This is a genomic window from Brachybacterium sp. JB7, assembly GCF_003335205.1.
Lineage (GTDB): Bacteria > Actinomycetota > Actinomycetes > Actinomycetales > Dermabacteraceae > Brachybacterium > Brachybacterium alimentarium.
In genome coordinates, this window is the sequence record NZ_QPGN01000002.1 from 287,566 (window position 1) to 300,924 (window position 13,359).

8 protein-coding genes are annotated in these 13,359 nt (G+C 68.1%); all 8 read left to right on the forward strand.

Annotated elements, in window-relative coordinates; all coding sequences use genetic code 11:
* Positions 1–75 precede the first annotated feature (75 nt).
* On the forward strand, positions 76–1,530 hold the full coding sequence (locus tag CIK81_RS03665) for an APC family permease (protein ID WP_096164675.1): 1,455 nt from the start codon (positions 76–78) through the stop codon (positions 1,528–1,530).
* A 105-nt stretch (positions 1,531–1,635) separates the two neighbouring features.
* Positions 1,636–2,049, forward strand: coding sequence for a universal stress protein (locus CIK81_RS03670; protein WP_096164674.1), 414 nt, complete (start codon positions 1,636–1,638; stop codon positions 2,047–2,049).
* 191 nt (positions 2,050–2,240) lie between these two features.
* Positions 2,241–4,820 (forward strand): alkaline phosphatase PhoX, encoded by a 2,580-nt coding sequence (locus CIK81_RS03675; RefSeq protein WP_114355383.1) that lies wholly within the window; start codon positions 2,241–2,243, stop codon positions 4,818–4,820.
* Between the two features lie 244 nt (positions 4,821–5,064).
* Complete coding sequence (locus CIK81_RS03680) at positions 5,065–5,649, forward strand: hypothetical protein (RefSeq protein ID WP_114355384.1); 585 nt, start codon at positions 5,065–5,067, stop codon at positions 5,647–5,649.
* Positions 5,646–6,431: a hypothetical protein gene (locus tag CIK81_RS03685; RefSeq protein ID WP_147272337.1), complete on the forward strand. Its 786-nt coding sequence runs from the start codon at positions 5,646–5,648 to the stop codon at positions 6,429–6,431. Before CIK81_RS03680 ends, CIK81_RS03685 begins: the two co-directional genes overlap by 4 nt.
* Positions 6,432–6,688: 257 nt before the next feature.
* The gene (locus tag CIK81_RS03690) at positions 6,689–6,919 is read left to right on the forward strand and encodes a hypothetical protein (protein WP_147272338.1); all 231 of its coding nucleotides are present in this window, start codon (positions 6,689–6,691) and stop codon (positions 6,917–6,919) included.
* A gap of 269 nt (positions 6,920–7,188) precedes the next feature.
* Positions 7,189–9,720, forward strand: a complete 2,532-nt coding sequence (locus CIK81_RS03695; protein WP_114355387.1) for a VWA domain-containing protein — start codon at positions 7,189–7,191, stop codon at positions 9,718–9,720.
* A gap of 61 nt (positions 9,721–9,781) precedes the next feature.
* Positions 9,782–13,354 (forward strand): tubulin-like doman-containing protein, encoded by a 3,573-nt coding sequence (locus tag CIK81_RS03700; RefSeq protein ID WP_114355388.1) that lies wholly within the window; start codon positions 9,782–9,784, stop codon positions 13,352–13,354.
* Positions 13,355–13,359 lie beyond the last annotated feature (5 nt).

Genomic DNA, 13,359 nt, shown 5'->3' on the forward strand with positions numbered 1-13,359 from the left:
CGGGCAATGGTGCTCTGCCCGAGCCCGTCGCCGCCCTGGTCGGTCAGCACGAGTCCCCATCCCGGGAGGATCACCATGAGCGAACCGCACGAGGTCGCCCCCACCGCACCTGAGGGCTCCGGCACCTCGGACCAGCCGGAGCTGAAGAAGGCGATCACGCCCAAGCTCCTGCTGCTGTTCATCGTCGGCGACATCCTCGGCACGGGTGTCTATTCGCTGACGGGCAAGGTCGCCGGCGAGGTCGGCGGTGCCGGCTGGATGCCCATCATCATCGCCTTCGCCATCGCGATGGTCTCCGCCCTCTCCTATGTGGAGATGGTGACGAAGTATCCGCAGGCCGCCGGGGCGGCGCTGTACGTGCACAAGGCCTTCGGCATCCACTTCCTGACCTTCATGGTCACCTTCGCCGTGCTGTCCTCGGGCATCACGTCGGCGTCGACCAGCGCGATCTTCCTCGCGGAGAACGTGCTGAAGGCCTTCGGGCTCGAGGAGACCCTGGGCGCCGCCTCCGGTGGGGTCACCACTGCCATCGCGCTGGTGTTCCTGCTGCTGGTGGCCCTGATCAACCTGCGCGGCGTCTCCGAGTCCGTCAAGGCCAACGTGGTGCTCACCGCGATCGAGCTGACGGGCCTCTGCCTCGTGATCCTGGTCGGCTTCTTCACCGTGGCCCGCGGCGAGGCGGACTTCTCCCGCGTCATCATCTTCGAGACGCAGGACGAGAAGGGCATGTTCATGGCGATCATCGGGGCGACCGCCCTGGCGTTCTTCTCGATGGTGGGCTTCGAGGACTCGGTGAACATGGCCGAGGAGACCGTCGACCCGGTCAAGAACTTCCCGAAGGCCCTCATCACGGGCCTGTCGATCACCGGTGTCATCTACGTGCTGATCTCGATCCTCGCGGTCGCGGTGGTGCCCATCGGCCGCCTCACGGACTCCACCACCCCGCTGCTGGAGGTCGTGAAGGTCGGCGCACCGGAGATCCCGATCGACACGATCTTCGCGTTCATCTCGATCTTCGCCGTCGCCAACACGGTGCTGATCAACATGATGATGGCCTCGCGCCTGCTCTACGGCATGTCCAAGCAGGGCGTGCTGCCCGGCTTCCTCAGGGGCGTCCTGGCCTCGACCCGTACCCCGTGGGCCGGGATCGTCTTCTCCACCGTGCTGGCCTTCGCTCTCGTGTTCACGGTGCGCTTCGTGCTCGCCGAGGAGACCATCGCGGCGCTCGGCGGCACCACGGCGCTGCTGCTGCTGGCGGTGTTCGGCATGGTCAACATCTCGGTGCTGGTGCTGCGCAACGACACCGTCGACGTGAAGCACTTCCGCACCCCGACCGTTCTCGCGGTGATCGGTGCGATCACCTCGTTCGCGCTGATCACCCCGCTCGCGCAGCCGATGCAGAACTACGTGATCGCCGGCGGTCTGCTCGCGGTGGGCCTCGTGCTGTACGCCATCACCTGGTTCTACAACAGCGCGGTCAGGGCCCGACGCACCCGGTTCCGCCATCCCGACGACCTCGGCAAGCCGTGAGTCGGCGCGCCGCGCAGCCCAGCTCGCCTCAACCCCCTCGCCTAGCCCCCGCTCGCCCAGCCCCGCCCCGCCCCGCCCCTCCGTCCGCTCCACCCGGGAGATGCCATGACCACCATCCTGCTGGCCTACGTCCCCAGCGCCACCAGCGAAGCGGCGCTCGCCTACGCGATCGAGGAGGCGAACCGTCGTGACGCGAGGCTGCTCGTGCTGGCCTCCGAGCGTGCGCCCGATCCCCGCAAGGCCCGCGGGGTGACGGATCAGCGACCGTTGCCCGAGCGCCTCGCGGAGACCGGTCTCGAGCACGAGCTGCGCACCGTCCCGCGGCGCGACGATCCGGCCGACGACATCCTCGATGCGATCGATTCGGAGCCGGTCGCCCTGGTGGTGCTCGGCATCCGTCGGCGCACCCCGATCGGGAAGATCCTGCTCGGCTCGACCTCGCAGCGGGTCGCCATCGAGGCCCCGGTCCCGGTGGTGCTGGTCAAGCCCGACACCTTCGTGGCGCCCACCCGCTTCTGACCGTCTCGGCCTGATCCGAGACTGAACCCTGAACGCCCGGTCCCTCCACGGGGCCGGGCGTTCTCCGTCCCGCACCTCAGTGTTCATCCGCCCGTTCCCTGGGGGAGAGGGCCGGGACATGATTCTGGCGCATCGTCATCTCGACCCGTCCGTCCAGACGGACGGGACCTGATCGACTGCAAAGGATCCCCATGGCTCTCATCGACCTCCCCCTGCTCATGAAGGACCACGTCCGCGGCAAACGATCGCCCGTGACGTGCGCCCTGAAGTGCGGGAACGCCTGCACCAAGACGACGTGCAACACGACCGGCAACGACTACTTCCGGGACATCGCCTCGGGGGTGCTCAGCCGTCGTGCGCTGCTGGGCGGCGCCGCGGCCGGCGCCGTCGCGATCGGGGTGACCGGTACCGGCGGCATCGGAGGCCCCGCGCCGGCGGCCGCGGCACCCGGCGGCAGCCCGCTGGAGTTCGACGCGATCGACCCGGTCCACTTCGAGGTCGACAGCTTCGACGTCCCCGAGGGCTTCGCCTGGCACCCCGTCATCAGCTGGGGCGACAAGCTGTGGTCCGACGCTCCGGACTTCGACTGGAACGCCCAGACCGGGCAGTCGCAGGCCCAGCAGTTCGGGTACAACAACGACTACACCGAGATCCAGGAGATCGAGGGCACCGACGGCACGCGGGCCCTGATGTTCGTGAACCACGAGTACACGAACGAGAACATCATGTTCCCCGCGGACACCGATCCGCAGACCCTGGCCGAGGTGACCCTCGCCGCCCACGGCCTCACCGTGGTCGAGCTCGAGCGGAAGACCCGCCGCCATCCGTACACCCCGGTGGTGGGCAGCGACTACAACCGTCGCTTCCTCGCGGACACCCGCTACGAGTTCACCGGGCCCGCCCGCGGCGACGACCTGCTGAAGACCGTCCAGTTCTCCACCGGCACCCGCACCCAGGGCACCTTCGGCAACTGCTCGGGCGGCCTCACCCCGTGGGGCACGCTGCTCTCGGGCGAGGAGAACTTCAACAGCTACTTCCGCACCTCCGGGACCTCGGCGGAAGACAAGCGCTACGGGCTCGGCGAGAACGAGCTGGCCCGCGGCTGGCAGGAGATCGATCCCCGCTACGACGCCACCGCCGAGGGCCTGGAGAACTCGGTGAACCACTTCGGCTGGATCGTCGAGGTCGATCCCTGGGACCCGACGTCGACCCCGCGGAAGCACACGTCGCTGGGCCGCTTCAAGCACGAGGGCGCGAACGTCATCATCGCGGAGGACGGCCGGGCCGTCGCCTACTCCGGGGACGACGAGAAGTTCGACTACCTCTACAAGTTCGTGTCCCACGAGAGCTACATCGAGGGCGATCGCGAGCACAACAAGACCCTGCTCGAGAGCGGCGACCTCTACGTCGCGAAGTTCACCGGCAACTCCCCGTCCGGCCAGATCGACGGCACCGGCGAGCTGCCGGCCGACGGCGCCTTCGACGGCACCGGGGAGTGGCTCCCGCTGGTCGTCGACGGGGAGTCGGCGGTCGAGGGCATGAGCGTCCAGGAGGTGCTCGTGCACACCCGCCTCGCGGCGGACTCCGTCGGCCCCACCAAGATGGACCGCTGCGAGGACGTCGAGCCCTCGCTCGCCAGCCGCCGCGTGTACGTGGCCTGCACCAACAACTCCGATCGCGGCACCGATGGCAAGGCCGCGGCCGACGAGACGAACCCCCGTGCCGAGAACCGTGACGGGCACATCGTGGAGATCGACGAGCAGGGCGACCAGGCCTCGACGACCTTCGCCTGGAACCTGCTGCTGGTGTGCGGGGACCCGGAGACCGATGAGGGCACCTACTTCGGCGGCTACCCGCAGGACAAGGTCTCGCCGATCTCCTGCCCGGACAACCTGGCCTTCGACTCGGCGGGCAACCTGTGGATCTCCACCGACGGCGCACCGGACGGCATCGGCTACAACGACGGCCTGTTCCGCGTGACGCTCGAGGGCGAGGAGCGCGGCCGGGTCGAGCAGTTCGCCTCGATGCCCGCCCAGGCGGAGACCTGCGGCCCGATCGTGCGCGACCAGGACCGCACCGCGTTCGTCGCCGTGCAGCACCCCGGTGAGGACGGCTCCTTCGACGAGCCCACCTCGATGTTCCCCGAGTTCGACGAGGGCACCGGCCCCAAGCCGACGATCGTGCAGATCCTGCCGGTCGCCGAGGAGCGGCCGTTCACCGACATCGGCCCGGGCGACGAGCACTACGACGCCGTGCTCTGGGCCTACGACGAGGGCATCGCCACGGGCTGGGACGACGGCACCTTCCGCCCCCTCGCACCGGTGAACCGCGATGCGATGGCCGCGTTCCTGCACCGCCTGGCCGGCTCCCCGAAGGTCACGCCGCCGCGCACCGAGCCCTTCACGGATGTCGCGAAGGGTCAGGAGCACTACGACGCGATCATCTGGGCCTACCAGCAGGGCATCACGACCGGATGGAGCGATCGCACCTTCCGTCCCACGGCGCCGATCGCCCGCGACGCCATGGCGGCGTTCGTACACCGCTTCGCCGGCTCGCCGAGCGTCGACCAGCCCACCGAGGCGCCGTTCGCGGACGTGCCGGCGAGCAGCCGGTACGCGCTGGAGATCGCCTGGCTGCGGTCCGCGGGGATCGCGAACGGCTGGGCCGACGGCACCTACCGCCCCCTGGAGCCGATGCACCGCGACGCCACCGCCGCATTCCTCCACCGCATGAGCGAGGAGCAGCAGATCACCTTCATGATGGGCGGCTGAGCCGGTTCGCAGGCGCGACGGCTCATCCTCCGGCGGCCCCCGGCGTCCGCGCCGCGGGGCCGCTCTGTCGCTCCCGGTGAGTCGTCCTATCTGCCTGATGCGGTACTACGTACACATTCGATCACGATCACAGACACTCGTTCTGCGGAGCTCGAGAATCGCGTAATCTGCGAGCAGGGCTTTTCTGGAAAATCGTCTCGGACACCCTCGTGACGCTTGACGTACTACCCGCGCAGGAGGATCTGTGATCGCTCACCCTGAGCCTTCTGAGTTTCAGAACGCACAGCTGCCTCCTGGACGGCTCGAGGAGATCGCGGACGAGTACCCGGAGTTCCACGAACTCGTCGTCCAGCACCAGAACTGCCCGTTGCCGCTCAAGGCATGGATCTTCGATCACAAGCCTGCGCTGCGCGAGTCCGAAGAGCGACGCCTCGCTCTTCTCCAGAATGGGCCGCAGGGGCAGCCCGGCGCTCTCCCAGCCCCGGCTGACGCCGCTGAGGCCAGACGTCGTGAACGGAAGGCGGCTCAGGACGCGCGCAAGGAGAAGCGACGCGTCGAGCAGCTGGCCAGGCGTGCCGCTATCGGCGCCGAGCACCATCCGGCGGTGAGCGTGGACACGGGGGCTGTGCCCGCGAACTCTTCCCAGCGTCCGGGAATCCTGTCGACTGCCGGGAGGGTCCTGTTCGTGCTCTTGGCGCTTCTCGCTCTGGGACGGTGCACAGGTGTGATCGGTGGCGGAGACGAATCGGCGATGAACGGTTTTGTGGGCACAGACAGCGACGTTGTCGTTTCGCAGCCGGCATTCGACGGATTCGGACAGGACCGATGACCCCCGCGCCCGGGTGGAAGGACACGGGAAGCGACTATCTCTCGCGCCGCCGTGCGCGCCGCGGGGACAGCGGTGGCTGGGGAACGGCAGCTGTCCCCTCGGAGGGGAACGGTACGGCAACGCCTTCGGGCTGGGGGAGCGGGACCGGTGCCCGTGCGGGTGATCCTGCGGGGCTGGATGCGACGGGCTGGGGGAGCATGGCGCAGGGCAGCACTGCTATAGCGGGGACGCAGAGCCCGGTGCGGCGGTTCGAAGGCTCGCCCAGGCTGCCGCTGACCACGCTTGCGCTGGTTCTCGTCGGCGGCCTGGGCCTCGGCATCTGCGTACGACAATTCCTCGCTTCGATCGACATCGTCGGCTGGATCGTTTCCGGGGCCCCACTCTTCTCTGGGGCATTGCTCGTCGTGGTTGTGCTGCTCGGACTCGTCGCGGTGGCCGGCGTCGTGCTTGCGATCGTCGTGCTGTTCCGAAGGCCCCCTCGATGGGTCGGTGCGGCTCTCCTCGCGGCGTCGCTGCTCCTTCCTCTGTGTGCGTCGTGGGGCGGCGCGAACAGCGGATATATCGCCTTTCAACGCGGTCTCCTATGGGACGTGCGCACCCAGGCGTCGTCGATCGAGCCAGAGACCGTCGAGAATGTCTACGACTCCTTCGAGAGCTACGGAGTAGTCCTCCCTGCTAAGCAGGAGGTGCTCGAGATGCTCGACGACGAAGAGGCCGGCACCGGAGCACAGGGCACTACGACAAAACCACACGACACGGATGAGGAGGGAGGCGACACGTGAGCAGAGCGTCATCATCAAACCCCTGGGGGAACAATACTCACGCACGGCCAGAGCCCGGCCCGGCGACCTCCGTGCGAAGCTCGTCCGCTGACTCTGGCGCTCCGCCCACCGGATGGGGCTCGCCGACGGGCCCGGCCGCCGGGCCCGGCTGGCAGCCGCCCGCCGGACCCGCACCTGCGCAGCGCACCTTGGTTCGGCCAGCCATGACGTACCTCTGGGCGTCCTTTGGAGCGGCTCTGCTCGCGATAGTGCTCGTGATGATCCCTTCGGGTTTGCCCGTCTACGTGACGGCATGGATGCTCGCCGCATTCGTGGGTTTCGGGTCCTCGGCGCTCTTCGTGCACCAGGACGCTCGCCGCCAGCTCGAGACGTTCTACGTTCGGGATCCGCGCGTGCCCTGGCTGCATCGCGGGGCGGTCCTCCTCAGTCTGGTGGCGGTGGTGCTCGCCGCCGTGCGAATCGCTCTCGTGGTGGGGAGGATGGGATGACCGGCATCGATCGGACCACCCGACCAGGAGCACGGTTCACCTCCACTCGAGTTGGCAGGTTGATGCTGCTGCTCGTCTCTCTCGCTCTTGTGACAGGCGGGATTGGAGCGACCATCCTGCCCGCCTCGGCGGAGCCGGAGGAGTCCGAGAGCTCCGCGCCACTGCTCTCGGACTTCGGGTCCTGCCTGGCTGGAGGGGAGACGGGCAGCATTGTGCTCCTGATCGATCAATCCGGGTCCCTTGAAAGAACGGATCCGGAAAAAGCCCGCGTGGAAGCTGCGGAGTTCCTGGTGAAGCGCCTGGAGAACTTCTCGGCAGAGTCCGGATATCCCCTGGAGGTGCGGGTCGCGGGCTTCGCGGCGGCATATGAGCCCTCCGGGGACTGGACGACCCTGTCAGAGGGGGAGACCGGAGCTGTGGATTCGGAGATCGGGTCCGTCGGCGACGATCTGCGCAGCCATGACACCGATTACTGGAACGCACTCGAGGGCGCGCGACAGGATCTCGCGGATCACGGGAGCTCCTGTTCGGCGATCTTCTGGTTCAGCGACGGTGAGTACGACATCGATCCTCGGGAGTCGGCAGGCAGCCGCTCAGAGTACGGGGAGACGAAGTCCTACGCCCCGGGGATCGAGCTCGGAGACGAAGCGGGTGCCGGTGCGGCGGTCGCCGCCGGGGAGGAGGACATCTGCCGCTCTGCCGGAGTCGCCGATCAGCTCCGCGGCGCCGAGATCACCGTCGTCGGTATCGGACTGACCTCGGAAGGGGCTGACTTCTCCTTCCTCCGCAGCGTCACCACAGGCGGGGGGAAGGACACGGCCGCGCAGAATGATGTCGCGCAATGCGGTGATTTGGCATCGCCGGAAGGAGCGTTCTTCGAAGCCGATGATCTCGACTCGCTGCTCCTCGCCTTCGACTCTCTCTCGTCGCCCGGTGATTCGCTCGGGTCGACGACCCTCGATATCTGTCAGGGCGGATCCTGCGCGGCGGGTGAGGTCGCCTTCGTACTCGACCGTGCCCTGACATCCGTGCGCATCCTGGCCACCGTGGACGTCGAGGGACTCGAGGCATACGTCGTGCCACCAGGGGCTTCGGAACCGGTGAGCTTCCCCGCGGGCGAAGTCGGGGAGACGGTGAGTCGGGACGGCATGGACGTCACGTGGCTGACCTCGAAGACCGTCGAGATCGAGATGGCTGCGGACGATGTGTCGACGTGGGACGGAACCTGGCGGGTCGGGTTCGTCGACCCGGAGTCTGTGACCGACGGCGAGCAGGTCGTGGTCAATCTGCACCTCACCTCTCCGCTCGCGCTCGCCTGGCAGGGCATCGACGACGCTGATTTCCGGCAGGGCGCATCGGTCGAGGACACGTCCCTTGAGCTGGTGGATCGCACGGATGGCTCGGTCGTCGATCCGAAGGAGCTCGGGGGAAGCGTGACCGCCGCGGTGCGGCTGACGGACGCTCTCCAGGCTGAGCACGAGCTGTTCACGACGGACGAACCGGAGAGCCTCACGGATCCGCCTGATCTGACCGTGCCGGAGGGTGTCGCGCTCGGCACGGGGCGTGTGACGACATCGCTGCAGATCACGACGGCGGAGCCGACCCTCGCGGACGGCTCGACGGGTGAGGGCATGGTGCTGCAGCCCGTCCTCATCGGCGACTCGGTCACCGTTCTCCCGCCGCAGAACTATCCGGTGGTGGGGTCCGAACTCGACTTCGGGCTCCTCGAGGAGGAGACCGCCGCGTCGGCCGCCCTGGAAGCTACTGGGCCCGGGTGCGTGTGGGTGGATTCCTCAGCGACCTCTGTCGCCGGCGCACCGTCAGAAGCAGGCGACATCGCGATTGCCTCCGATGCGATGAGCGCAGAGGACTGCTTGCAGGTCGGGGAGGGCGAGACGGCGTCCCTGCCCCTGACCCTCGAGACCGGTAGCCATGCGAACGGGGCCGTGCAGGGCACCGTCACGGTGATGGTCGCCCCGGAGGGCGACCCCGAAGCCGCACAGCCCGTCACGGTCCCCTTCGACGCCGACATGCGACGGCCCCTCGACGTGACGACCGCGTGGACGACCTTCGCGGTCGCCCTGGTGCTGGGCATCGGCATTCCGGTGGCGGCCCTCTATCTGCTGACATGGCTCACCGCTCGAGTACCTCGGGGCACGCTGGTCTCCGGCAGTACGAGAGTCCGGATCCCTGATCCCGGAGTCCCGGCGCAGATCGGGCTCAGCCGTCGCGAGCTCACGATGTCCGCGCTCAGCTCTCCCCAGCGCACCGTGATGGCTGCGGGGCGGACGTTCCGCACGCGTGTCGCGCCGTTCCCGTCCGAATCGCCCTGGGTGGAGCTCGCCGACGCTGCGCCCTCGGTGTCGAGCGCGACGCCAGGAACCCGCCGGGGGACCTCACGGCTTCCGCTCGGTATGAGGGGCAACTGGGTGGCGATCCCGGATAGGGCCGACCCAGGATGGGCGACGCTGATCGTGCTCCTGGGATCCGAGGACCAGGAGGCACTGGATACTGTTCTCGACGACGCGCGAGTTCGACTCGGTGATCGTCTGCGGTCGCTCGGAGGCGGCGTGGTGGCACCTGCTGCCGGGCCGGGCGAGGACGGAGGAAGTGCGGTGCTGTCCGACGCCTCGGGATGGGGGCCCGCAGGAGGGCCTGCGGGCTCGTGGGGCGGAGTCTCCGATCCTCCGACGAGCGGTCCCGGATGGGGCGACTCCGGGCAGACCGGTGGATCGTCGGGATGGGGTCCATCAGGCAAGACTGACTGGCCGGGTTCCGACAATGGTCAGCAGAGCCGCTGAGCGGCTGCCTTCGCTCGACGAATCATGAAACACGGCGAACAGCCGACGGAAGGGAAAGCACATGCGCAAGGTACTCATCATCGGGTGCGGAGGTTCCGGGGCGAAGACCCTCTCCTACATGATGGATCAGCTCCGTGCAGACCTCGCGGTCCATGGAGTGGACGAGATCCCCGGATGCTGGCAGTTCGTCAACGTGGACACTCCGATCCAGGAGGAGCACGGCGCGCACCTTCCTTCGGTCGGGGATCTGGGTGGCACATACGTCTCCTGCGGAGATACCGGCAGCTATGCCCCCGTCGATGCCGCTGTGACGCAGAAGCTGCAAGCGAATGGGAGCGAGGGCTTGCGGGCCGCAGCCAGCTGGATGCCGCGGGACCCGTCGGACGTCACGTTCCCGATCTCGGTCGGCGCCGGGCAGTCGCGCGCGATCGGCCGTATGCTCACGCTCTCGAAGGCGGCGCAGATCGGGCCCGGCATTCGTCGTGCCATCGACGCCATGAACAGCGAGCGCTCGCGGGAGCAGGCGCGCCGCACCTCGGAGGCCGTTCCCGGGCTGGGCGGCGTGCCGGATCCGGCTGCGGGAGCAGTCACCCTGGTCGTCTCGTCGATGGCCGGGGGATCGGGCGCCTCGATGACTCTGGATGTGTGCCGCATCGTCAGCGCGATGCCTGAGGTCGACGAGGACCTCACGTCGCTGTTCCTCTACACCGCCGACGTGTTCGGTGAGCTGCCGCATCAGGACCGGCTCGGCATGTCCGGGAACACGCTCGCCATGCTCGGCGAGATCTTCGCTGCGCAGGGATCCGCTGACGGCGGACGCGCCGGCAGGAACGACGCTGACGTCTATGAGCGTCTCGGCATTTCGGGCACCGCTGGGCGCCCCTTCCGTCGGGTCTTCCCGATCGGCCGCCGGACCGGTGTCGACAACATGGTGTTCGGCGACGGGTCCCCGGATGGCGTGTACCGAGGAATGGGGCGCGGCCTGGGCCGACTGCTGCTCTCTCCGCGTTTCGACAGCATCATCAGCTATCTCATCGCGAACGTCGCGGGCGGGCTGCTCTCCACCGACACAGTCGCCTGGGGGTCGAAGGCCGACGACCTGATCTGGTCCTCCTTCGGGTACGCCTCACTCTCCATGGGGCGGGATCGGTACCTCGAGTATGCGGCGGAGCGCATCGCGCGCTCATCCGTGAAGCATGTCCTCGACGGGTTCCGGCAGGAGGGGAGCACGCACGGCGATCAGCAGCAGCTTGCTGAGCTGTGGCAGTACAAGCAGGCTGACGAGCTCACCCGCGCCGGGCTGCCCATCGGGCCGGCCAACGCCACGATGGCGGGGGACTCCGCGGTCGACAGCACGGTGCAGCAGTGGTTCCTCTCGTCAGCTGGGCTCTCCCAGGAAGCACTGAGCCGTGAGGCGGGCGAGGCGGTCACCGAGGCGATGCGCAGGCGTCCCTCGATCGATCCGAACATGCCTCTGGAGCAGTGGGCGACGAGTATCGACCCATGGGCCCGCATGGAGGATGGTGCGGTGCAGACGGCTCTCGAGCGGTCGGCGAACGCACTGGCCGCTGCCTTCGCGCGGGACTTCCACGATCGAATCTTGGACACGCTGCGCCAGGCTATCGCCGAGCACGGCGTCGTCTATGCCGGATACGTGCTGGAGAAGCTCGCGGGCCCCGGGGGCGAGATCGCTCAGCTGGTCCCCCGACTCCGTGATCTCGAACGGCTGAGGAAGAACCGGGCGGCGCTGAGCGTGTCCCCGGAATTCCTCGCCCCGTACACCGGCCAGCGCAAGGCGATGGTCGGGCAACGGGCCGCCGGCGAGCTCGAGGACGACCTCTTCCACGCGCTGCGCGACTCCGCCTTCGGATGGCTCGCCTCGACGGCGGCCCAGAAGGTGGCCACGCTGCTCCAGGACTTCGGGGCCTCGGTGGCGCAGCCGTTGCGCAAGGAGTTCGATGATGTCCGCCGGGGTCTCATCTCTGACTCGGAACAGACGCCGAGCGCACAGGGCGTCGCACAGTTGGAAAGTCCCTTCGTCAAGGCATGGCCGACTGAGCCCGACCCTGGTCAGCCCGAGAGCGGTTCCGTGCCCGATCGATTCACGATCGCGCACAACGAGGTCGTGTTGATGGGCGTCGACGAATATGTGCCGCGGTTCAGTGTGGACATCCTCGACTCGGTCGCTGCCGAGCGTGCCGGCGATACGCACCAGAATTCGAGTGATCCGCAGCAGGCGCATGCCCGGGCACGTCGGGACGTAATCCTCGGGGAGTGGACCAAGGGCGCCGGAGACGTCCCGCCCGCGGATCTGCTCGTGACGACGCGAACCTGGGTGCCCAAGGGCGTCCCGGGCGCCCTCGCGCCCACCAGCGGGCAGTACTCGCTCCGAGCACGCAGCTCGGACTTGCTGCGTCGAGCCAGGTCCTTCGTCCACCGTCGAGGTGAATCTTTCGAGGCCTTCGCCGCGGAATCAATGCGGTCGTACATCACTGATCCCCAAATCGGGGAGCACGAGCGAGAGCTGCGCCAGAAGCAGCTTCTCACCGCCTTGCGGAAGACGCTGGTCATGGCGCAGCCGCTGACAACGATCAATACAACCGTCCAGCGTGAGCTGGGGACCCCGCCGCTCCAGCTGAACTACCAGTTCTCCTCCATCCCGTTCAACGGCCTCGATGGCCTGGTCGCGGAGCTCCAGGACATCGTGGCGCGAGACTCGCAGATCAGCACCGATTCGGTGCTTCCGGCCATCGAGCACGCGCTCAGCGCACTTCCCGTGGGGAAGATCGACGTCTTCGGCTCATACCCGATGACGTTCCCCGTCGCGTACGGGCTGTTGCGCGACGTGGCTGAGGACTGGAAGGGACGCACCGATGCCGGCCGTCGCGACTTCTGGCACTGGCGGCGTTCTCGCTCCCTCCCCGGAGGGCTGCCGTTCAGTGATGCCGAACGCACTGCTCTCGTACGCGGCTGGTGGGTTGCGCAGCTCGCGGGCGGACTCGACATCCCGTCGGGCGACGGTGATCGTACGCCGGTGAGGATCTGGGACCCAGAGGCGGAGGAATGGGTCAGCTTCCCAGCCCCGATGCTCACGCCGCCCTCGCGGATGATCGTGTCCACTGCCTGGTTGCCCGCCGTCCTGGAATCCTCGCTCCTCGCGTACACCGAGGCCGACGAGAAGGGGCTGCGCGCTTTCCGCCCCTGGACGGTGCTGCGCCGATGGGCAGATCTGGGCCAGTTCGGACCGACGGTCAGCCTCGACGGCACCACCCGAGATGCTGAGATCATCTCGCTCCTGCTCGGCACCGGCGAGTTCTCGCACGGCCTGCGGCCCGTGGTGGACCTGTCCGCCGCCACGGACCCCGAGGAGCGGCGGACGCTCCTGCTGGACTATTGCGACCGGGTGGCCGCCGTTCTCGATCAGCGTTTCCTGCCCGGTGCCGGCAAGAAGGACCACCCTCAGGTGTTCGCCAACTTCCGCCATCGCTCCCAGGTGGCGACCACTCCTCTGACGATCGACCTCGCCGAGGAGATGCGCGCTGAATTGCTCGCCCTGCGCAGGACGATCGAGTCCGCCTCCCCGTCGGGGCCCGGCGCGGATCCCATCGACCTGGACGACTCGTTCGTCTTCTGAGTGGA

Excerpts from the sequence above, each read along its gene's own strand:
- CIK81_RS03690 (WP_147272338.1), top strand. The coding sequence starts at position 6,689 with ATGATCCCTTCGGGTTTGCCCGTCTACGTGACGGCATGGATGCTCGCC.
- CIK81_RS03665 (WP_096164675.1), top strand. The coding sequence starts at position 76 with ATGAGCGAACCGCACGAGGTCGCCCCCACCGCACCTGAGGGCTCCGGC.
- CIK81_RS03670 (WP_096164674.1), top strand. The coding sequence starts at position 1,636 with ATGACCACCATCCTGCTGGCCTACGTCCCCAGCGCCACCAGCGAAGCG.
- CIK81_RS03700 (WP_114355388.1), top strand. The coding sequence starts at position 9,782 with ATGCGCAAGGTACTCATCATCGGGTGCGGAGGTTCCGGGGCGAAGACC.
- CIK81_RS03675 (WP_114355383.1), top strand. The coding sequence starts at position 2,241 with ATGGCTCTCATCGACCTCCCCCTGCTCATGAAGGACCACGTCCGCGGC.
- CIK81_RS03685 (WP_147272337.1), top strand. The coding sequence starts at position 5,646 with ATGACCCCCGCGCCCGGGTGGAAGGACACGGGAAGCGACTATCTCTCG.